The sequence below is a fragment of the Blastococcus sp. CT_GayMR16 genome (genome assembly GCF_004570875.1).
GTDB lineage: Bacteria > Actinomycetota > Actinomycetes > Mycobacteriales > Geodermatophilaceae > Blastococcus_B.
Genome location: NZ_SPQK01000002.1, coordinates 161,979 through 182,806 on the forward strand (window position 1 = coordinate 161,979; position 20,828 = coordinate 182,806).

Consider the following 20,828-nt stretch of genomic DNA (forward strand, 5'->3'; position numbering starts at 1 on the left):
CGGGAGTCGGATTCTCCGACGCCCTGACGACGAGATTCTTACCGCTGGGCCCGGTTGACCGCCGAGACCACGGCGCGCAGCGAGGCGCTGACGATGTTCGGGTCGATGCCGACGCCCCAGAGGATGCGGTCGCCGACGGCGCACTCGACGTAGGCCGCCGCCATCGCGTCGCCGCCGGTGGACATGGCGTGCTCGGCGTAGTCCAGGACGCGGACGTCGACGTCGAGGCTCTTCAGCGCGTCGACGAACGCGGCGATCGGGCCGTTGCCGCGACCCTCGACGGTGACCGGGACGCCGTTGTCGACGAGCTCGACCACCATCTCGTCGACCTGGTCGCCGTGCGCCTGGTGGCGGTGGCCGGCGAGGGACAGGCGGCCCCACGGTGCGTCCTCGTCCGGCAGGTACTCGCTGCTGAACGCGGCCCACATCTGCTGGGCGGTGACCTCGCCGCCCTCGTTGTCGGTGTGCTGCTGGATGACGGCGCTGAACTCGATCTGCAGGCGGCGAGGCAGGTCGAGGTGGTTCTCGGTCTTCATGATGTAGGCGACGCCGCCCTTGCCGGACTGGCTGTTCACCCGGATGACGGCCTCGTAGCTGCGGCCGACGTCCTTCGGGTCGATCGGCAGGTACGGGACGGCCCACGGCATCTGGTCGACGGTGGTGCCGGCCGCCTGCGCGTCGGCCTCGAGCGCCTTGAAGCCCTTGTTGATCGCGTCCTGATGGGAACCGGAGAAGGCGGTGTAGACCAGGTCGCCGCCGTAGGGGTGCCGCTCGTGCACGCCCAGCTGGTTGCAGTACTCGACGGTGCGGCGGATCTCGTCGATGTCGGAGAAGTCGATCTGCGGGTCGATGCCCTGGCTGAACAGGTTCAGGCCCAGGGTGACCAGGTCGACGTTGCCGGTGCGCTCGCCGTTGCCGAACAGGCAGCCCTCGATGCGGTCGGCCCCGGCGCGGTAGCCCAGTTCGGCGGCGGCGACGGCGGTGCCCCGGTCGTTGTGCGGGTGCAGGCTCAGGACGACGGAGTCGCGCCGGCCCAGGTTGCGGTGCATCCACTCGATCTGGTCGGCGTAGACGGTCGGCTCGGCCATCTCGACGGTCGCCGGCAGGTTGATGATCGCCGGCCGCTCGGGGGTGGGCTCCCAGACGTCGGTGACGGCGTTGCAGATCTCGACGGCGAAGTCGAGCTCGGTGCCGGTGAAGGACTCGGGCGAGTACTCGAAGAAGATCTCGGTGTCGTCCATCTGCTCGGCCAGCTTGCGGACCAGCTCCGCACCGTGGACGGCGATGTCGACGATGCCGGCGCGGTCGGAGTTGAAGACCACACGCCGCTGCAGGGTGCTCGTCGAGTTGTAGAGGTGCACGATCGCCTGCTTGGCGCCGCGCAGGGACTCGTAGGTGCGCTCGATCAGCTCGTCGCGCGCCTGGGTCAGCACCTGGATGGTGACGTCGTCGGGGACGAGGTCTTCCTCGATCAGCTGGCGCACGAAGTCGAAGTCGGTCTGGCTGGCCGCCGGGAAGCCGACCTCGATCTCCTTGTAGCCCAGCCGGACCAGCAGCTCGAACATGCGCCGCTTGCGGTCGGGGGTCATCGGGTCGATCAGGGCCTGGTTGCCGTCACGCAGATCGACGGCGCACCAGCGCGGCGCGACGGTGGTGATCGCGTCGGGCCACGTCCGGTCGGCCAGGACGACGGGGGTGAAGGGCGCGTAGCGGTGGATCGGCATCCGCGAGGGCTGCTGGGGATTGCGCGCGTGCGGGTGGTCGGCGTTCACGATGTGGCTCCTCTGGCGCGGGCTGGACTCAGCTCCGTTGGTGCGGTCAGCGGCGCCAGGAACGCGCGAAACCCCGCGGCGAGGGGGCCGACCTAGGAGAGGGCCTCGCCGCGGCGGGTAAGAAGGAGGCTGCCGCGCACACCGCAACGGTAGCAGCGGATCAGCCCAGCTCGCAGAGACACGGGCATTCCTCGGCGTGGACGGGCCTGCGGGAGTAGTCGTCGAGCTCGTCGCACCGGGGCGGGCAGGAGCAGAGGAACGCGTCGGGAAGGCGGGCCAAGTCCCCGGCGAGGAAGCGCCGCTCGCGCTCCTCGGACCGCTGCCGCCAGTACTCGCGTCGCCGGACCTCGGCCCGGTCGGCCGGTGAATCGCCCGGCTGCGGGAGCTGGTGGTCCTCCGGTGTCCCGTGCCGCCTCCGGTACTTGTCTCGGGTCCAGCGGTCGCGGTCGAACGTGTACCAGGGCCGGTAGCGGCTGTACCGGTGCGGCCCGTGCCACCAGCCCTGGTCACTGTGCCGGGTGTCCAGGTGAGCCGGGAACCGGCGGCCGGCCAAGTCCCGGACCGTGTCGTCGCCCATCCCGACGGTCTCCTGGCCGGTCCCGTCGACCAGGACGAGCCGTAGGCCCGCGACGGCGGCGGCCCGAGCGAGTGCACGCGTCGGAAGGTCGCGCGTCCCTGCCTCGGCGTGGGCGACGGCGGACGGACTGAGCCCGGCGGCGGTCGCCAGTTCACGCTGCGAGAGGTCGGCGCTCCGCCTGATGCGCCGCAGTGCGCCGCACAGGTCGAAGTCGCCCATCCCGGAATGGTCGTCTCCGAACAGGAGCGAGTGCCGAGCCCGGGCGGACATGTGGACGGCCGAGTTGCCTGTGGATCTCGCCCGCGAGCGCCGACCAAGTCCAGGTCCGGGAAGGTCGTGCTCTGCTTACAGGGCGAAGCAGAGCACGACCTTGCCAGGACAGTTGGTCTCGGGCCGGAGTCACGGGGCTCGCGATCGATCGGGCGGCACCGGATCGGGCGACACGACGACGTGTCGTGGCCCGCGCGGGACAGCGAGACCGTACGGTCCGCTCGTGGCGAAGACGGGCCTGATCAGGGCGCTGACGGTGGCCGGCGCGTGCGTTCTCGCCGGCTGCGGTTCCGGCAGCGGGGAAGACACCGCCGCGACGCAGACGTCCGCACCGGCATCGGCGTCGGCGTCGGCGGCGGCCTCGGCAGCGCCGACCGCGACGCTCACGCGGCACGACGAGGGCGCTCTCCCGGACGGCTGGCCGGCCGAGGCCTCGCCCGAACACGGTGACGAGGTCTGGGCGGTCTACCTGGCGGTCGGGCCGGAGGGGGACCCGGAACTGGCGGCGGCCACCGAGTACCTCCGCGCCCAGGGCTACTCCACTTTCGAAGGCCGGGAGCTCGGCTGTGACGGAGGGGCGGCCGAGGCCCTGGGCCGCGACCGGCACGAGCTCGCCGTCGCCGCGTACTTCCGATGGCGACCCGATGCCGTCGACTTCCTCAGCCTGCTGAAGCCGCCGGGCTCGACGGCGGAGACCTCCCGCGGCTTCGTCGAACTGCTCCCGGTCGACTGGGACTGCGTGGCCTGACGACCGCCGCTCAGAAGCTCTTCCTCAGCCGCAGGCGCAGCGGCCGGCCGTCGGGATCGTCCAGCAGCCGGTAGACCGGCGTGGCCCACAGGCGGGTGAACAGCGGCAGCCGCTCTGCGCGGTGGGGACGCAGGCGGCCGGGCGGGCGGGGGCCGATGCGCCCGCCCTCATGCCAGGCGTCGAGGGCGGTCGCCCGCTCGTTCAGGATCGCGACGAAACGTTCGGGGTCGAGGACGGCGTCGTCCTCGCTGCCGTCCTCGGGCAGGTCGAGGTGCTCGCGGGCCAGCTGCAGTCGCAGGTCCCGGGCGAAGGTGCGTGCCCCCTCGCCGGTGCCCGCCGGGTCGGTCGGCTCGCGCGGGTCCCGGGTGGTGTCGAGGACGGCGCTGGAGAGCTCGCTGTCGTGGGTCCAGGAGCGCCGGTTGAAGTTGTCGCTGCCGACGCTGGCCCAGGTGTCATCGGCGACGCAGACCTTCGCGTGCACGTAGACCGGCGTCCCAGCGTGGTTCTCCACGTCGAACACGTGCACGCGGTGCTCGCCCGCGTCACGGACCATCTCGATCGCCTGCCAGCGTCCGATCAGCTGGGGACGCTGGGCGAACGCGCCGTCCTGGTCGGGCACGCGCGGCACCACGACCACCAGGTGCAGTTCCGGGTGCTCGGTCAGCGCCTCGGCGAACAACTGCGCCACCTCCGCCGACCACATGTACTGGTCCTCGAGATAGACCAGCCGCCGCGCGCGCTTGATCGCCTTCGTGTACCCCCGGGCGACCGACCGCTCGCCTTCGGGCGCGAAGTTGTAGGGCGGGCGGATCGCCGGATAGGTCCGCAGGGTCTGCACGACGTGCGGTCCGCACTCGGGCGGGGGCGGGAGCTGCGGCGGCAGCGGATCGGCGTGCAGCCGGGTGTGGTGCAGCTTGTCGTGGATCCAGGCGAGCGGATGGTCCTCATCGGGGCTGTTCGGGTCGTCCCATCGCTCACGGAAGACCGTGTCGAGCACGCCCACCGCCGGTCCGCGGATCTGCAGCTGCACGTCGTGCCACGGTGGATGGGACCCGTAGGCCTCGGCCATGGGCATCGCCTGCTCGTCACCGCCGTGGTCGGCGTCGTCGCGCCGTCCGTGGCACAGGTCGATCCCGCCCACGAAGGCGATGTCGCGGGACGGGTCCTCGTCGTGCCGGAGGACGACGAACTTCTGATGGTGGCTGCCCATCCGGCGGACCCGCTGATCGAGGATCACCTCGCCGCCACCGTGCTCGATCTCGGCGTCGAGCGCCCGGTTGGCCTCCTTGTTCAGCGACAGCCGGGCCATGTGCGAGCGCCAGACCAGGCCGCGCACGCAGACGCCGCGCTTCACCGCCTCGGTGAACAGCTCGGCCACCGTCGGACCGCCGTTACGCAGCAGCTCGTCCGGATCGCCCCGCCAGTCGGTGAAGAACAGGTGGTCCCCGGCGTTCAGTGACCGCACCTCCTCGACCAGCCGGTCGAAGTACGCGACCCCGTGCATCAGGGGCTCGGCGAGGTTCCCCGCCGTCCATCCCGGAATCGTCGTGGCCGGGTTGCCCCGCTCCTCGGGGGTGAGCAGCCACTGCTCCGGGAAGTCCATCCGATGATCACAACCCGCGGTCGCCGGGGATGCAACCACCGGACTGCGCGCAGACGTCGGTAGCCTCATACCCCGTGGCCCTCGTCGTCCAGAAGTACGGCGGATCCTCCGTCGCGTCCGCAGCGCACATGAAGCGTGTCGCCGAACGGATCGTCACCGCCAAGAAGAACGGCGACGACGTCGTCGTCGTGGTCTCCGCCATGGGCGACAGCACCGACGAACTGCTCGACCTGGCCAGTCAGATCACCGACGACCCGCCCGGTCGTGAGCTCGACATGCTGCTGACCGCCGGCGAGCGCATCTCCATGGCGCTGCTCGCGATCGCCATCTCCACGCACGGCTACGAGGCGCGGTCCTTCACCGGCTCGCAGGCCGGCGTCATCACCACGGGGAGCCACGGCAAGGCCCGCATCATCGACGTGACCCCCGGCCGGCTGCGCTCGGCGCTGGACGAGGGGTCGATCGTGATCGTGGCGGGCTTCCAGGGCGTCAGCCAGGACACCAAGGACATCACCACCCTCGGCCGCGGCGGGTCCGACACCACCGCCGTCGCCGTCGCCGCTGCCCTCGACGCCGATGTCTGCGAGATCTACACCGACGTGGACGGCGTCTTCACCGCCGACCCGCGGATCGTCCCGAACGCCCGGCGGCTCGACACCATCACCTACGAGGAGATGCTCGAGATGGCCGCGTCGGGGGCCAAGGTGCTCATGCTGCGGTGCGTCGAGTACGCCCGCCGCGAGGGCATCCCCGTGCACGTCCGCAGCTCCTACTCACAGCTTCCCGGCACGATCGTTGCCGGCTCGATGGAGGACCTCCCGGTGGAACAGGCGATCATCACGGGCGTCGCGCACGACCGCAGCGAAGGCAAGATCACCGTCTACGGCGTTCCGGACCGGCCCGGTGAGGCCGCGCAGCTGTTCCGCGTCCTCGCCGACGCCGAGATCAACATCGACATGATCGTGCAGAACGTGTCGGCCGAGGCCAGCAAGCTCGCCGACATCTCCTTCACGCTCCCCAAGAGCGACGGCCCCACCGCCCTCGCCGCGCTGGAGAAGGTCAAGAACACCGTCGGCTACTCCGACGTCCGCTTCGACCAGCACATCGGCAAGGTCTCTCTGGTCGGCGCGGGGATGCGCTCGCACCCGGGCGTCTCCGCCAAGTTCTTCGGGGCGCTCGCCGACGCCGGCGTCAACCTGGAGCTGATCAGCACCTCGGAGATCCGCATCTCGGTCGTCTGCCGTGACACCGAGCTCGACGTCGCCGTCCGGGCGGTGCACGACGCCTTCGACCTCGGCACCACGGACTCCGAGGCCGTCGTCTACGGAGGGACCGGACGATGACCACCTTCACCAGCAACGGACTCCGGGTCGGCATCGTCGGCGCGACGGGTCAGGTGGGCAGCGTCGTGCGCGAGCTGCTCGCGGAGCGGAACTTCCCCCTGGCCGAGCTGCGGTTCTTCGCCTCCGCCCGGTCCGCCGGCAGCACGCTGCCGTGGGGGGACGGCGAGATCACCGTCGAGGACGCCGCCACCGCCGACCCGACCGGCCTCGACATCGCGATCTTCTCCGCCGGTGCGACCACCTCGAAGGCGCAGGCACCGCGGTTCGCCGCGGCCGGCGTCACCGTGATCGACAACAGCTCCGCCTGGCGGCGCGACCCCGACGTCCCGCTGATCGTCAGCGAGGTCAACCCGCACGCGCTGGGCGAGATCCGCAAGGGCATCGTCGCCAACCCCAACTGCACGACGATGGCCGCGATGCCGATCCTCGCGCCGCTGCACGCGGAGGCCGGGCTCGTCCGGATCGTCGCGAGCACCTACCAGGCGGTGTCCGGCAGCGGGATCGCCGGCGTCGAGGAGCTCGACGGGCAGGCGAAGGCCGTCGTCGACAAGGCCGCCGAGCTCACCCACGACGGGTCCGCGGTGACCTTCCCGGAGCCGGTCAAGTATGTCCGGCCGATCGCGTTCAACGTGCTCCCGATGGCCGGCTCCGTCGTCGACGACGGCTCCTTCGAGACCGACGAGGAGCAGAAGCTCCGCAACGAGAGCCGCAAGATCCTCGGCATCCCGGAGCTGCGGGTGTCCGGCACCTGCGTGCGGGTTCCGGTCTTCACCGGGCACTCGCTGTCGCTCAACGTCGAGTTCGAGCGGCCCCTGTCGGTCGAGCGGGCCACCGAGCTGCTGTCGACGGCGCCCGGTGTCGAGCTCTCCGACGTCCCCACCCCACTGCAGGCCGCCGGCCGCGACCCGAGCTTCGTGGGCCGGATCCGTCAGGACCCGGGCGTGGACGACGGCCGCGGGCTGGCGCTGTTCGTCAGCAACGACAACCTCCGCAAGGGCGCAGCCCTGAACACCATCCAGATCGCGGAGCTATTGCTTTCGTCACGCTCCGCGTGACACCGCGGCCAGGAGCCGTCCCCCCGCTGCTCTGAGCCGATCGGTGATGCCCGGCGCGAACCCTCCGGGCCCCGCGCCGGGCATCACGGCTTCACATGTCGCAGCGCGAAGGCGAGGGCGACCTCGACCTGGCGGATGGTCTCCTCGATGACCAGGGAACCGTGTCCGGCGTCGAAGCGGTATACCTCGTGGTCCTTACCGAGCTTCTCCAGCTCGCCCAGGTAGTTGTCGATCTGCCGGATGGGGCACCGCGGGTCGTTGGCGCCCGCGACCACGAGCACCGGGGCGGCGACGGCGTCGACGTAGGTGATCGGCGAGGACCGCACGTAGACGTCGTGCTTCTCCTCCGGTGAACCGCCGAACAGCGCCCGGTCGTAGGCCCGCAGGCCCTCCATCTCGTCCTCGTACGCGGCGAGGTAGTCCGCGACCGGCACCTCGGCGATGCCCGCCGCCCAGCGCTCGGGCTGGGTGCCGAGGCCGAGCAGCGTGAGGAACCCGCCCCACGAACCGCCGGAGAGCAGCGCGCGCTGCGGATCGACGATGCCCTCGGCCACGAGCGCGTCGTACACCGCGCCGACGTCCTCGAGCTCGGTGAGCCCCGGGCGGCCGGTGAGTGCGTCCCGCCAGGTCGAGCCGTAGCCGGTGGAGCCGCGGTAGTTCACGTGCACGACCGCGTAGCCGGCGTCCACGTAGGCCGCCCGGCGGGCGCGGTAGGAGTCGTCGTCGGCCGCCTCCGGGCCGCCGTGCACGAGGAACGCGGTCGCATACGGGCCCGGACCCTCGGGGCGGACGAGCAGCGCGTGCACGTCGCCGCCCGGTCCGGGCACCCAGCGGTCCTCGACCGGGTAGGCCGCCGGGGGCTCCTCGTCCGACACCGAGAGCACGACCGGCCCGTCCGCACGGCGGACGACCGGAGGGAGCTCGGAGTTCGACCAGGCCAGCTCCACGGTGCCGTCCGGGCGGGCCGTCGCACCGCGGACGACGCCGGTCGGGGTGTCCAGCTTCTCCAGCGCGCCGGTGCCGAGGTCGTAGCGGTAGAGCTCGCTGCGGGCGGCGTGGTCGTGCCCCACGAGCAGCGCCGAGCCGTCGGGGTAGAAGCCCGCGGTCACGTCGCCGGGCAGGTCCAGCACGATCTCGGTCTCGGTGTCGGCGGCGACGTCCCAGAGCAGCAGCTCCTCGCGACCGCGCCGCTCGTGCCCGACCAGCAGCCGGCGGTCGTCGGGCAGCGGGCCGAACTCCAGCGCGTGCAGGCCCCGCCCGTCGCCGTCCCACTTCTCCGCGACGACGGAGTCGTCCTCGGTGCGCAGCACCCGCAGCGCCGGGTAGCGCGGGTCGCCGTGCTCGGAGTGGGAGATGACCAGCAGGGCGTCGTCGCGGGTGAGCGCATCGACCGAGGCCGGGTCGGCGTGCCGGTAGATCACCCGCGCCGTGCCGCCGGACGGCGCCAGCCACAGCTCGCTGCCGTCGTCGGTGGAGCGGCCGATCGCGACCAGCGTGCGGCCGACCTCGAGGCCCGCGGGATAGGCCGGCTCCACCGCGGGGACGGCGACGGTGTCGGGGCCGCCGGCGAAGGGCTGGGTCTGCCACACGCCGAACTCGTCCCCGTCGGTGTCGGCGAACCACCAGATCGTGTCGCCGTCCGGGCTGAGCGTGCTGATCAGGGTCCCGTTGGGGCGGTCGGTCACCTGGCGGCGCTCGCCCGTCTCTCGGTCCCACGCGTACTGCTCGACGACGCCGGTGACGTCGGAGGAGTAGATGTTGCGGTGCGGTGCGTCCTGCGCCCACTCCGGCAGCGACACCCGCGGGGCGCGGAACCGGGCCTGCCAGCGGGCGGTGACCTCGGGGGAGAGGGAGGGGGACTCGGGGGCTGTCGGCTCGGCGGTCACCCGGTCATCTTCCCCCGGCGCCCGCACCGGTCGGCGTCCCGCCCTTGTCCACCGCGTCGCCGGACGCGTCGATCCGCCGGCGTTCGGCGGCCGCGTCCCGGACGTCGCCGATCAACTGCTCGAGCACGTCTTCCAGAGCGACGATCCCGCGGGTCTCGCCCCCCTCGACGACGCGGCCCAGGTGCGTGCCGGCCTGTCGCATTGCGGACAGGACCTCCGGCAGCGCCTCGCCGGACCGGAACTCCACCAACGGCGTGATCTGCCCGTCGGGGATGGGCCGATCGCGATTCGTCGGCCCGGCGTCCAGGACGTCCTTCACGTGCACGAACCCCAGCAGCGCGTCGTCCTCCCCGCGGACGGGGTACCGGCTGAAGCCGTGCTCGGCCACCACATCCTCCAGCTCCCGCGGGGTGGTGCTGCGCGGAACGGTGACGACGTCGTCCATCGGCAGGAGGACGTCGCCGATGTCGTGCTGCTCGAACGTGAGTGCACCGGCAGCGAGCTCGCCGAGTTCGCTCTCGAGCCGGCCCTCGCGCTGCGACTGGACCACCATCGACCGGATCTCGGCCTGGTCGAAGCTGGCGCCGACCTCGTCGGTCGGCTGTACCCCGAACAGCCGGACGAAGCCGTTGGCCAGGGTGTTGAAGAACCAGATGAAGGGCCGCAGCAGGCGGACCAGCGCCGCCAGGGAAGGGGCCAGGGCGAGCGCGGCGCGGTCCGGACCGGCGAGGGTGATGTTCTTCGGCACCATCTCGCCGAGCACCATGTGCAGAACGGTCACCAGGGACAGGGCGATCACCAGGGCGATGGGGTGCAGCAACCCCTCGGGGACGCCGGCGGACTCCAGTGGCACCTTGATGAGATGGGCGATCGCCGGTTCGCCGACCGCGCCCAGTCCGAGTGAGCACAGGGTGATGCCCAGCTGCGCGCCGGCCATCATCCGCGACACGTTGCGCATGGCGGCGAGCGTCTTCACCGCGCGCGCGGAGCCGGCCTCGGCCCGCGATTGGATCTGGTCGGCCCGCGTGGAGACCAGCGCGAACTCCGCGGCCACGAAGTAGGCGTTGCCGAACAGCAGGGCGACCAGGATCAGCAGGCTCACCACGGTCATGCCGGCACCTCCGCACGATTGCCGACGGCGCCGTCGTGCCCACGGTCGTCGCCCGCGAGGTTCGACCGGGTGGCCCGGACGCGGGCGACCCGCCGACCCTCCAGGGTCTCCACGGCGAGGCGGAAGCCGTCGACGTCCACGGTGTCGCCCGCTTCCGGCAGGCGCTGGAGCCGCTCGGCGAGGAACCCGGCCAGGGTCTCGTAGTGCCCCTCGGGCACGGGGACGCCGGCACGCTCGAACACCTCGTCGGGCCGGAGCAGACCCGACAGCAGCCAGGTGTCGTCGTCGACCCGGCGCAACGTGCGCAGCGGGCGGTCGGTCTCGTCGGCGATCTCACCGACCAGTTCCTCGACGATGTCCTCCAGCGTGACGACGCCGTGGGTGGCGCCCCATTCGTCGACGACGAGAGCCATCTGCAGTCCCTGATCCCGGAGCTCCTCCAGCAACCGCTCCAGCTGCATCGACGAGGGGACGGCGAGGACCGGGACGGCGAGCTCGCCGGCGGTCCGGCTCTCCCGGTCCGTCCGGGGGACGGCGACCGCATGCTTGACGTGCACGATCCCGGTGACCTCGTCGAGATCGGAGCCGTAGACCGGGAAGCGCGAGTGACCCGACTGGATCGCCGCGCCGATGACCTCGTCGGCGGTGGCGCTCGCGCGCAGGGTCCACAGCTTGGTGCGGGGCGTCATCACGTCGATGGCGTACTTGCCGCCCAGCCCGAGGGACCGCTCCAGGAGCCGGGCTGCGACCGGGGAGAGGTCGCCCTCCTCGGCGGACCTCCGGGCGACCGCCGCGAGCTCCCCCGCATCCCGAACGGTGTCCAGCTCCTCGCGGGGCTCGAAGCCCAGCCGCCGGACGATCGCGTTGGCCACCCGCTGGAGCGCGCCGACCAGTGGGCCGGAGAGCCGGCTGAAGGCCCGCATGCCGGGGGCGACGAAGCCGGCCACCGCCATGGGGTTGGCGATGGCCAGGTTCTTGGGCCCGAGCTCACCGAGCAGCATCTGCAGCGTCGTCGCCAGCGCGATCGCCAGGCCCACCGAGACGCCGACCGCGGTTCCGCCCGACAGCCCCAGCCCCTCGAGCGGTCCCCGTAGCAGCCCGCCGATCGCCGGCTCGGCCAGATAACCGACCACCAGCGTCGTGAGGGTGATGCCGAGCTGGGCAGCCGAGAGCTCGGTCGAGAGATTCTGCAGCGCCCGGAGGACGCTCCGGCCCCGGCGGTCCCCGGAGGCGGCGGCCTCTTCGGCCCGGCCGCGATCGACGGTGGTGAGGGAGAACTCCGCGGCCACGAAGAACCCGGTCAGAGCCGTCAGCGCGACGGCGGCGAGCAGGAGCAGCCATTCGGTCATCAGGAGGTGCGGTGCCCGTGCGGGATGCGGTCCAACCGGCGGGCCGGGAAACGGCTCAGGGGCCGCCGGTGGCGGCCCCTGAGCAGTGCGTCGGGGTGACAGGATTTGAACCTGCGGCCTCGTCGTCCCGAACGACGCGCGCTACCAAGCTGCGCCACACCCCGAGGTCCTGCAGGAGTCTAACGCTCCCGTCGCCACGGATTCCCGGCGGGTGAAGGGGTCCTTCTTCAGGCGGCGCGGGCGGTCAGCGTGAGCAGGGTGGCCTCCGGCGGGCAGGCGAACCGCACCGGCGCGTAGGGGCTGGTGCCCAGGCCGGCCGAGATGTGCAGCCAGGTGCCTGCGGGGTGCGAGGCCGACGGTTCCGCCCAGCGGTGCAGCCAGCGCACCCGCGCCCGGTCGATGCCGCAGTTGGTCACGAGCGCCCCGTAGAACGGCACCCGCAGCTGACCGCCGTGGGTGTGCCCGCAGAGCAGCAGGTCGTAGTTGTCGGCCGCGAACCGGTCCAGCACGCGCGGCTCCGGGGAGTGGACCAGGCCGACGCGGAGATCGGCGGCGGGATCGGCCGGGCCGGCGACGTCGTCGTACCGGTCGAGCTTCAGGTGCGGGTCGTCCACGCCGGCCAGAAGGATCCGTCGTCCGTCGACGGTGAGCTCGCCGGCGGCGTTCGTGAGGTCGAGCCAGCCCCGGTCGCGCATGCCGTCGCGCAGCTCGCGCCAGGGCAGCGGGTCGCCGTGCACCCGCTTGTGGTTCTTCTTGAAGTACTTCAGCGGGTTCTTGGGCTTGGGGGCGTAGTAGTCGTTGCTGGCCAGGACGAACGCGCCGGGGAGGTCCAGCAGCGGCTCCATCGCCTTCAGCGTGCCGGGGACGGCGTCGAAGCCGGCCAGGTTGTCGCCGGTGTTGATCACCATGTCGGGCTCGAGCGCGGCGAGGCCGGCGACCCACTCCTGCTTGGACCGCTGGTTCGCGGTCATGTGCAGGTCGGAGATCTGCAGCACGGTGAGCGGAGGCGAACCCGGGGCGAGGACCGGAACGTCGAAGCGGCGCAGCGTCCACCGGTTCCGCTCGTAGAGGCTCGCGTAAGCGGTGACCGCGGCGCCGGACGCGACGGCGGCGACGGGAAGAGCGGTGTACCAGCGCACGGTCAGAGCCTACGTGCGCCGGTCGGCGGGCCCCCGTGCCAGGCTGGGGGAGTGCCCGAGCTGAAGGAACAACTGCGCGCCGACCTGACCACCGCCATGAAGGCCCGGGACGAGCTGCGGACCGCGACCCTCCGCATGGTGCTCAGCGCGGTCTCCGCCGAGGAGGTGTCCGGCAAGGAAGCCCGCGTCCTCAGCGACGACGAGGTCCAGGCCGTGCTGCGCCGGGAGGCGAAGAAACGCCGGGAGGCGGCCGAGGCGTTCGGCGCGGCCGGGCGTGCCGAGCAGGCGCAGCGGGAGGAGGCCGAGGGCGAGGTCCTGGCCGGCTACCTGCCCGCCCAGCTCGAGGACGCCGACCTCGCCGCGATCGTCGCCGACGTGATCACCCGCACGGGCGCTGCGGGGATGAAGGACATGGGCAAGGTCATGGGCGCTGCGAACGGCATCGTGGCCGGACGCGCGGACGGCGGTCGGGTCGCCGCGGAGGTGCGTCGGCAGCTCGGCTAAGGCCCCGTCCCGGGTCCCGCCCTGAGCTTGCGAAGGGTGGGGAGGACGGGGCCTTTCAGTCGTTGAAGGGGAAACCCTCGCCGAACGGGTCGTCGTTCCCCGGCTGGTTGGCCGGCGGTTGGGGCTGCGGCTGGGGCTGGCCGTCCGTCGGCGCCGGGGTCTCCGCCGGGGCCGGGGCCGAGGGCGGGACGTAGCCCGTGCCGCGGGTACCGGCCGCGACGGCGGGGTCCGCGGGCGGGAACGGTGTCGCCGGCTCGGCGGTCAGGATCGGGGCCATGGCGTCCTGGAAGATGTCCGCCGGGAGGCCACCGCCGTGGCCGCCGACGTCCTGCTGCGCCTTCGGGTTGAAGTACATGACGCTGACCGCGTACTGCGGCGTGATGCCGACGAAGGTCGCCGAGTTGTTGCCCTGGATGGTGCCGGTCTTGCCGGCGACGTCGACACCCGGGATGGCCGCCCGGCGGCCGGTGCCGTCCTCCACGACGCGCAGCATCATGTTCGCCAGCGTGTTCGCGACACCGGCGGGGATGGCGTTCGGCGTGCAGTGGTCCCCGGTGTCGATGACCTTGCCGGCGTCGTCCTTCAGCGGCTGACCGGTGCGGTCGGTGATCGCGGTCACCGGGGTGGGGTCGCACTTCGTCCCCTGTGCCGCAATCGTGCCGTAGGAGTTCGCGAGATCCAGCGGGCTGGTCGCGATCGGGCCGAGGGTGAACGAGCCGAGCTCGTTGTCGATGACGTACTGCCCGAAGTCGTCGCACTCGTTGCCGCAGTCGGCCAGCTGGTTCGGCCCGTCGAAGTGCATGCCCATGGCCTTGGCCGTGGTCACCGGTCCCTCGACGCTCCCGAGGGCGTCCTCGAGGGCGACGAAGAAGGTGTTCGACGACGCGGTCAGCCCGGTGGTCAAGTTGTAGGTGGCGGCGTAGCCGGCGTTGTCGTTGCTGACGCGGTACGGCGCCCCGCGCGTGCCGCCGTTCTGCTTGAACACCCTGGACGTGTACGGCTGCGGCGCGTTGATCGTGTACGTCGAGCCGAACCCCGCGCTGAGCGCCGCGGCGGCGGTGAACACCTTGTAGGTGGACCCGGAACCGGCGCTCGCCACGACGTTGAGGTTGACCGATTCGCACTCGGGATCCGAGCAGCCGTACCGCCGGTTCTCGCTCATCGCCAGGACGTGCCCGGTGCCCGGCTGGACGGCGGTGAAGATGCCGGCGAACGGGTCGCCCATGGGCGTGTTGTTCAGCACGGCCTGGTCGCCGGACTGCTGGAGGTCCGGGCGCAGCGTGGTCTGGATCGTCAGGCCACCGTTGTCCAGGGTCTCGTCGGTGATGCCGAGAACGCTGACCAGATAGGTCTTGAGGTAGTCGCAGAAGAACCCACCCAGGGCAGCGTCGATGCAGCCGTTCGGCGGGTCGGCGCCCTCGACGACGGCCACCGGCTGCGCCGAGATGTCGGTCAGCTCCTGGTCGGTGATGTGCCCGAGGGTGTTCATCCGCTGCAGCACCTGGTTGCGCCTGTTCACGGCGTTCTCGGGCTGGGTGATCGGGTCGTCGTTCGTCGGGCTCTGCACGAGCCCGGCGAGCATCGCGGCCTGGGGGAGCGTGAGGTCGATCGCGTTCACGCTGAAGTACTTCTGCGCGGCGGCCTGGATGCCGTAGGCGCCCTCGCCGAAGTACACGATGTTCAGGTAGCGGGTGAGGATCTCGTCCTTGGAGTACGTCTCCTCCAGAGCGAGCGCCAGGCGCGCCTCCCGCAGCTTGCGGGCGACGTCCTGCTCCGTGGCCGCCCGCTGCTCCTCGGGAGTGGCGGCCGTCTGCAACAGGGTCTGCTTGACCAGCTGCTGCGTGAGCGTGGACCCACCCTCCTGGACCGAGCCCGCCGCCACGTTGGTGACGAGCGCGCGCAGCGTGCCCTGCACGTCCAGGCCGTTGTGGTCGTAGAAGCGCGAGTCCTCGATGTCGACGAGCGCCTGCTTCATGACGTCGGAGATCTGGTCAGGGGTCACCGGCGTGCGGTTGTTCGTGAAGAAGTTGGTGATCAGCGAGCCGTCGGCGGCCAGCACCCGGCTGTTGCCGGCGGGCGTCTTGTCGGTCAGCTCCACCGGGAGGGCGTCGAGCAGCGAGGCGGAGTTGCGGGCCACCAGGCCCGTTCCTCCGACCCACGGGAACAGCAGCCCCGCCAGCAGCGCCCCGGCGACGACGATCGTCGCGGCGAGCTTGGCGAGTACACGGCCACGGGACTGCACTTTCTCCGACATCGGCGCCGAGGATACGTGGCCGCGGCCACCGACCGCCCGGTTCAGCCTCGGCGCGCGGGCAGCACCCGGGTGCGCGGCGTGCCGGTGGGCGTGTCCGCGTCCGGACCGGTGAGCTCCGCGGCCATCACCCGGAGGCCGTCGAGGTCGTGCACGTCGCCGGCCGCGGCCGGGACAGTGCGGACGGCGACCTCCGGGTGGGCGCTGGTGAAGCGGTCGGCGAGGTGCTGCTCGCGGGCGGCCACCACCATGCGCTCGGCGTGCACCCGCAGCGCGGCCGCGGCGATCTCCGCGCCCTCGGCCCCGGACTCGGCGACCTCCTCGGCCGCGCCCTCGGCCCGGGTGGCCGACAGCGCCGTCGTCGCCGGGGGATGGGTGCGGTTGAGCACGAGACCGGCCAGCGGCATGCCCTCGGCCGAGAGCCGATCCACGAAGTAGGAGGCCTCGCGGAGCGCGTCGGGCTCGGGGGAGGCGACGACGACGAACCAGGTGCCGGGACGGCGGAGCATCTCGAAGGTCGCGGTCGCCCGCTCGCGGAAGCCGCCGAACATGGTGTCCAGCGCCGCGACGAAGGCGGAGATGTCCCGCAGCAGCTGCCCACCCAGGATCTTGCTGATGATCCGGCTGAAGAACAGAAAGCCGGCGCTGGCGAACTTCAGCCCGGCCCGGCCGCCGGCCCGGGCCGGTGCGGTCAGCAGCCGGATCATCGTGCCGTCGAGGAAGCGGCTCATCCGGTTGGGCGCGTCCAGGAAGTCCAGGGCCGACCGGGACGGCGGGGTGTCGACGATGATCAGGTCCCACTGGTCACTGGCCCGCAGCTGGCCGAGCTTCTCCATCGCCATGTACTCCTGCGTCCCGGCGAAGGACGAGGACAGCGATTGGTAGAAGGGGTTCTCGAGGATCGCCTCGGCCCGCTCGGGCGTGGAGTGGGCGGCGACGACGTCGTCGAACGTCCGCTTCATGTCCAGCATCATCGCGTGCAGTTCGCCCTCGGCCCCCGGGACGTCGACCCGCCGCGGCTCGTTGTCGAGCTCCACCAGGCCGAGGGACTGCGCCAGCCGACGGGCCGGGTCGATGGTGAGGACGACGACGGTGCGGCCCGCCTCGGCCGCGGCCAGCGCGAGCGCCGCCGACGTCGTCGTCTTGCCCACCCCGCCGGAGCCGCAGCAGACGATGATCCGCGTCTCGCGGTCGGCGATGAGCTCCGCCAGGTCCATCGGCGGCGCCAGCGGGCCCGGTCGGCTGGGCCGGGCCGGGCGGGCGGGACGCTCGGTGGGCTGCGGTTCGACGTCCTCGGGGCGGATGGCCATCACGCGGCGACCTGGCTGCGCAGGTGGTCCTCGAGGCGGCCGGCGAGGTCGAACAGCGATCCGACGTCCATCGGCCCGGGGAGCAGGGGCAGCTCGACGGTCGGACGACCGAGGTCCTCGACCTCGTCCCGCAGGGCGTCCTGCCCGGCCCAGCGGCGGGCGTGCTCGGTGACCTCGGCGGCCAGGGCGTCGGCGATCGCCTCGGTGTCGTGCAGGTGCGCGGCGGCGAGGGCGGGCACGAGGTCGGCGCCGGTCAGGAGTCCCTTCGCGGCGCGGGACATGCCGTCGTCCGGCAGCACGGGCTCGGTCGCCATGTTCACGATGACCGAGCCGATGGGCAGCTCGGCCTTGGTCAGCTCGGCGATCGCGTCCGCGGTCTCCTGCACCGGCATGTCCTCGAGCAGGGTGACCAGGTGCACCGCGGTCTGCGGCGAGCGCAGCACCGCCATGACGCCGTCGCTCTGGGTCTTGATCGGGCCGGAGCGGGCCAGCTGCGCCATCTCGGCGGTGACGCCGAGGAAGCGGGTGATCCGTCCGGTGGGCGGCGCATCGACGACGACGGCGTCGTAGACCGGCCGGCCGTCGTGGCGGCGGGTCACCGCCTCCTTGATCTTCCCGGTGAGGAGGACGTCGCGGAGACCGGGCGCGATCGCGGTGGCGAAGTCGATCGCGCCCATCTTGCGCAGGGCCCGGCCGGCCCGGCGCAGGTTGTAGAACATGTCCAGGTAGTCGAGGAGGGCCTCCTCGACGTCGATGGCCAGCGCCTTCACCTCGCCGCCGCCGCGAGCGACGGCCACCCGGCGCTCCTCGTACGGGAGCGGCGGGGTGTCGAAGAGCTGGGCGATGCCCTGACGGCCCTCGGTCTCGACGAGCAGGACGGACCCCCCGCCGGCGGCCAGGGCGAGGGCCAGGGCGGCGGCGACGGTCGTCTTGCCGGTACCGCCCTTGCCGGTGACGACGTGCAGTCGCGCGGGGGACGGGTCGGGGCTCACCCGTACCAGCCTAGGAGCAGCGCGCCGAGCCTGCGCTAGCGTCCAGCCATGAGCGAACCGGCACGCCGCGCGTGGGAGTACGCCACGATCCCGCTGCTGATCCACAACACCAAGGCGATCCTCGACTCCTGGGGCGTCGACGGGTGGGAGCTGGTGACCGTGCTGCCGGGTCCTGGCGGCTCCGACCAGCTCGTCGCCTACCTCAAGCGCCCGGCATGACCGACCCCGCGCAGGGCTGGCACGCCCGCCTGGCCGAGCTCGGCATCCGCCTGCCCGCCGTGGCCGCCCCGGTCGCCGCCTACGTGCCGGCGATCCGCAGCGGCTCGCTCGTCTTCACCTCCGGCCAGCTGCCGTTCGTCGACGGCGGCCTGCGGCGGACCGGCAAGGTCGGCGGCTCCGTCGACGTCGAGGCGGCCGCGGGCGACGCGAAGGTCTGCGCCCTCAACGCGCTGGCCGCGATCGACGACCTCGTCGGCCTGGACTCCGTCGCCCGCATCGTCCGGGTGGTCGGCTACGTGGCCAGCGCCGAGGGCTTCACCGGTCAGCCGCGCGTGGTCAACGGCGCCAGCGAGCTGCTCGGGAAGATCTTCGGCGAGGCCGGCAAGCATGCGCGCAGCGCCATCGGTGTCGCCGAACTGCCGCTGGGTGCCCCGGTGGAGGTCGAGCTCACCGTCGAACTGCGGTGACCGACGCCCCGATGACGGCCTCGGAGCCGAAGCAGGCGGCGACGGTGCTGCTGCTGCGGGACGGGGCTCCGGGCCTCGAGGTCTACCTGCTGCGCCGGACCAAGGGGATGCCCTTCGCCGGCGGCATGACCGCCTATCCCGGCGGCGGCGTCGACCCGCGGGACGGCGACACCGAGATCGCGTGGGTGGGTCCCTCGCCCGCTGAGTGGGCGCAGGCCTTCGGCTGCGACGAGCGGACGGCCCGCGAACTCGTCTGCGCCGCGGTCCGGGAGATGTTCGAGGAGGCCGGCGTGCTGCTGGCCGGCGACGCGACGACCGGCGCCGTCGTCCCGGACGTGTCCGGCAACGACTGGGAGGCGCAGCGGCAGGCGTTGCTGGCCCGGGAGCTGTCCCTCGCCGAGCTGCTCGCCGGACGCGGCCTCGCGCTCCGCTCGGACCTGCTCCGCCCGTTCGCGCACTGGATCACCCCGCCGGTGGAGACCCGGCGCTACGACACCAAGTTCTTCGCCGCCGCGCTGCCCGTCGGCCAGGAGGCCCGGCACGTCTCCGGGGAGGCCGACGAGGCGTCCTGGCTGACGCCGTCCGCCGCGCTGGCGGAGCTCTCCGCCGGGGCCCGGCCGATGCTCCCGCCGACGACGCACACGCTCGGTCAGCTGGCGCCGTTCCCGGACGTCGCGGCCGCCCTGGCCGGTTCGCCGCCGGAGCCGCTGCGCCCGATCAGCCCGACGTTCGAGAAGACCGCCGACGGCTTCTGGGCCGTGCTGGAGGACGGCACCCGCATCCGCGTGGTCACGCCGTTGCCTTCGTGATCCTCCGGATCACACCGCGGCCAGGAACCGTCCCCCGGTTGCGCTGAGCGCGTCCGTCGTGCCTGCGCGGGACCCTTCGGGCCCCACTCGGCACGACCACACCGCGGCCAGGAGCCGTCCCCCGGTTGCGCTGAGCGCGTCCGTCGTGCCTGCGCGGGACCCTTCGGGCCCCACTCGGCACGACCACATCGCGGCCAGTCCAGCGCGTTCAGAGGGTGAGTACCGCGGTGTGGCGGCGAGGTCCGCGCTGCAGCGCGGCACTCACCACCACACGGCGGCAGTCGGGGCGGCGAACGGCCCGAACACGACGAGAGGCCCAGAACCCGAGGTGGGGTTCTGGGCCTCTCGCGTGAGGGCTCGTCTCAGCGCGCGCGGCGGCGCAGGCGCTCCTCGTCGAGGACGACGACCGACTTGCCCTGCAGCTGGATCCAGCCGCGGTGCACGAAGTCGGCCAGCGCCTTGTTCACCGTCTCGCGGGAGGCGCCGACCAGCTGGGCCAGCTCCTCCTGGGTGAGGTCGTGCTTCACGCGCAGGCCGTCGCTCTCGCGGCTGCCGAAGCGGTCGGCCATCTGCAGCAGCGCCTTGGCCACGCGGCCGGGGACGTCGGTGAAGATGAGGTCGGCGACGGAGTCGTTGGTGCGGCGCAGCCGACGGGCCAGCACCCGCAGCAGCTGCTCGCCGATCTCGGGGTGCGCCTCGATCCACAGGCGCAGCGTCGACTGCGGCATCCGGGCCAGCTTCACGTCCGTGACCGCGGTGGCGGTGGCGGTGCGGGGGCCGGGGTCGAAGACGGACAGCTCACCGAACTGGTCGGAGGGGCCCATGACGGCCAGCACGTTCTCGCGGCCGTCGGGGGCCCGGCGGGACAGCTTGATCTTGCCCGCGGTGACGATGTAGAGGCTGTCGCCCGGCTCGCCCTCGTTGAAGACGACACGGCCACGGGGCAGCGTGAGCATCTCCAGGCGACTGACGACCGGCTCCACCGCCTCTTCCGAGAGCCCCTGGAAGAGCCCGGACTGGGCCAGCACCTCGTCCACTACACGTCCTCTCGCAACCGTCCCGACGGACGCAACGGCGTCCGTGTCCGCAGGGAGTCTAGGCGGCTGTGCCATCCGTCACCTGATCGGTGGCCTGCCGGGTCCCCCCTCCGGGTCAGACGATCGGCGGGTTCGTCGTCTTCCCGCGGCCGCCCCGACGGCGGCGCCAGCGGAACAGGGCGCGGCGGATGCCGGAGGACGCGAGGGTGTCGACCTCGCCCGCGGTGGCGGTGTTGAGGAACTCCGAGACCTCGCGCTGGGAGGCCGGGCGGCGCAGGGGCTCCTCGACCCGCTCCATCACCAGCAGGAAGGCGATGAGGAGGGGAGGAAAGAGGATGACGCTCAGTGCGACCACGCTCTCGATGATGACAGACGAGCACCGTCAG

At 72.2% G+C, this 20,828-nt stretch carries 19 protein-coding genes and 1 tRNA gene; 7 read left to right on the top strand and 13 right to left on the bottom strand.

Annotated features, from left to right (window positions below):
• Nucleotides 1–38: 38 nt before the first annotated feature.
• The gene (gene leuA / locus E4P38_RS03405) at nt 39–1,724 is read right to left on the bottom strand and encodes a 2-isopropylmalate synthase (protein WP_348633778.1); all 1,686 of its coding nucleotides are present in this window, start codon (nt 1,722–1,724) and stop codon (nt 39–41) included.
• Between the two features lie 208 nt (nt 1,725–1,932).
• A complete protein-coding gene (locus E4P38_RS03410) occupies nt 1,933–2,568 on the bottom strand; it encodes a helix-turn-helix transcriptional regulator (protein ID WP_167760434.1) in 636 nt (211 codons plus the stop codon).
• Nucleotides 2,569–2,842: 274 nt separating this feature from the next.
• Between E4P38_RS03410 and E4P38_RS03415 the strand changes: the two genes are divergently transcribed.
• Nucleotides 2,843–3,367, top strand: coding sequence for a hypothetical protein (locus E4P38_RS03415; protein ID WP_135130311.1), 525 nt, complete (start codon nt 2,843–2,845; stop codon nt 3,365–3,367).
• Between the two features lie 10 nt (nt 3,368–3,377).
• On the opposite strand, the gene E4P38_RS03420 is transcribed toward E4P38_RS03415, so the two are convergent.
• Nucleotides 3,378–4,970, bottom strand: a complete 1,593-nt coding sequence (locus tag E4P38_RS03420; protein ID WP_135130312.1) for a phospholipase D-like domain-containing protein — start codon at nt 4,968–4,970, stop codon at nt 3,378–3,380.
• A 74-nt stretch (nt 4,971–5,044) separates the two neighbouring features.
• On the opposite strand from E4P38_RS03420, the gene E4P38_RS03425 reads away from it, so the two are divergent.
• Complete coding sequence (locus E4P38_RS03425; RefSeq protein ID WP_135130313.1) at nt 5,045–6,313, top strand: aspartate kinase; 1,269 nt, start codon at nt 5,045–5,047, stop codon at nt 6,311–6,313.
• A complete protein-coding gene (locus tag E4P38_RS03430; RefSeq protein ID WP_135130314.1) occupies nt 6,310–7,368 on the top strand; it encodes an aspartate-semialdehyde dehydrogenase in 1,059 nt (352 codons plus the stop codon). Before E4P38_RS03425 ends, E4P38_RS03430 begins: the two co-directional genes overlap by 4 nt.
• An 83-nt stretch (nt 7,369–7,451) precedes the next feature.
• Here E4P38_RS03430 and E4P38_RS03435 read toward each other — a convergent pair whose 3' ends face one another.
• From E4P38_RS03435 to E4P38_RS03455, 5 genes are all read right to left on the bottom strand, one after another.
• On the bottom strand, nt 7,452–9,254 hold the full coding sequence (locus E4P38_RS03435; RefSeq protein ID WP_135130315.1) for a prolyl oligopeptidase family serine peptidase: 1,803 nt from the start codon (nt 9,252–9,254) through the stop codon (nt 7,452–7,454).
• A 4-nt stretch (nt 9,255–9,258) separates the two neighbouring features.
• Nucleotides 9,259–10,365 carry a hemolysin family protein gene (locus tag E4P38_RS03440; protein WP_135130316.1) on the bottom strand — a complete coding sequence of 369 codons (1,107 nt, stop codon included), beginning with the start codon at nt 10,363–10,365 and terminating at the stop codon, nt 9,259–9,261.
• The gene (locus E4P38_RS03445) at nt 10,362–11,714 is read right to left on the bottom strand and encodes a hemolysin family protein (RefSeq protein ID WP_135130317.1); all 1,353 of its coding nucleotides are present in this window, start codon (nt 11,712–11,714) and stop codon (nt 10,362–10,364) included. The genes E4P38_RS03440 and E4P38_RS03445 overlap by 4 nt, the downstream gene beginning before the upstream one ends.
• A 90-nt stretch (nt 11,715–11,804) precedes the next feature.
• A tRNA-Pro gene (locus E4P38_RS03450) sits at nt 11,805–11,878 on the bottom strand.
• A 63-nt stretch (nt 11,879–11,941) separates the two neighbouring features.
• Complete coding sequence (locus E4P38_RS03455; RefSeq protein ID WP_135130318.1) at nt 11,942–12,853, bottom strand: metallophosphoesterase; 912 nt, start codon at nt 12,851–12,853, stop codon at nt 11,942–11,944.
• 51 nt (nt 12,854–12,904) lie between these two features.
• Here E4P38_RS03455 and E4P38_RS03460 point away from each other — a divergent pair, with 51 nt between their 5' ends.
• Nucleotides 12,905–13,357: a GatB/YqeY domain-containing protein gene (locus E4P38_RS03460; protein ID WP_135130319.1), complete on the top strand. Its 453-nt coding sequence runs from the start codon at nt 12,905–12,907 to the stop codon at nt 13,355–13,357.
• Between the two features lie 55 nt (nt 13,358–13,412).
• Here E4P38_RS03460 and E4P38_RS03465 read toward each other — a convergent pair whose 3' ends face one another.
• Genes E4P38_RS03465 through E4P38_RS03475 form a run of 3 tightly spaced genes read right to left on the bottom strand, consistent with a single transcriptional unit; the run spans nt 13,413 to nt 17,910 of the window.
• A complete protein-coding gene (locus E4P38_RS03465) occupies nt 13,413–15,611 on the bottom strand; it encodes a transglycosylase domain-containing protein (protein WP_135130320.1) in 2,199 nt (732 codons plus the stop codon).
• A 41-nt stretch (nt 15,612–15,652) separates the two neighbouring features.
• Nucleotides 15,653–16,918, bottom strand: a complete 1,266-nt coding sequence (locus E4P38_RS03470; RefSeq protein WP_245160753.1) for an ArsA family ATPase — start codon at nt 16,916–16,918, stop codon at nt 15,653–15,655.
• Nucleotides 16,918–17,910 carry an ArsA-related P-loop ATPase gene (locus E4P38_RS03475; protein ID WP_135130321.1) on the bottom strand — a complete coding sequence of 331 codons (993 nt, stop codon included), beginning with the start codon at nt 17,908–17,910 and terminating at the stop codon, nt 16,918–16,920. The genes E4P38_RS03470 and E4P38_RS03475 overlap by 1 nt, the downstream gene beginning before the upstream one ends.
• Nucleotides 17,911–17,958: 48 nt before the next feature.
• Between E4P38_RS03475 and E4P38_RS22785 the strand changes: the two genes are divergently transcribed.
• Genes E4P38_RS22785 through E4P38_RS03485 form a run of 3 tightly spaced genes read left to right on the top strand, consistent with a single transcriptional unit; the run spans nt 17,959 to nt 19,405 of the window.
• Entirely contained in the window at nt 17,959–18,129 is a 171-nt protein-coding gene (locus tag E4P38_RS22785) for a hypothetical protein (RefSeq protein WP_167760435.1), read from the top strand.
• Nucleotides 18,126–18,596, top strand: coding sequence for a RidA family protein (locus tag E4P38_RS03480; RefSeq protein ID WP_135130322.1), 471 nt, complete (start codon nt 18,126–18,128; stop codon nt 18,594–18,596). The genes E4P38_RS22785 and E4P38_RS03480 overlap by 4 nt, the downstream gene beginning before the upstream one ends.
• Entirely contained in the window at nt 18,593–19,405 is an 813-nt protein-coding gene (locus E4P38_RS03485; protein ID WP_245160754.1) for an NUDIX domain-containing protein, read from the top strand. Before E4P38_RS03480 ends, E4P38_RS03485 begins: the two co-directional genes overlap by 4 nt.
• Before the next feature lie 362 nt (nt 19,406–19,767).
• Here the strand turns inward: E4P38_RS03485 and E4P38_RS03490 are convergent, their stop codons facing one another.
• Nucleotides 19,768–20,442 (bottom strand): Crp/Fnr family transcriptional regulator, encoded by a 675-nt coding sequence (locus E4P38_RS03490; protein WP_135130323.1) that lies wholly within the window; start codon nt 20,440–20,442, stop codon nt 19,768–19,770.
• A gap of 115 nt (nt 20,443–20,557) precedes the next feature.
• A complete protein-coding gene (locus E4P38_RS03495; RefSeq protein ID WP_135130324.1) occupies nt 20,558–20,797 on the bottom strand; it encodes a hypothetical protein in 240 nt (79 codons plus the stop codon).
• Nucleotides 20,798–20,828 lie beyond the last annotated feature (31 nt).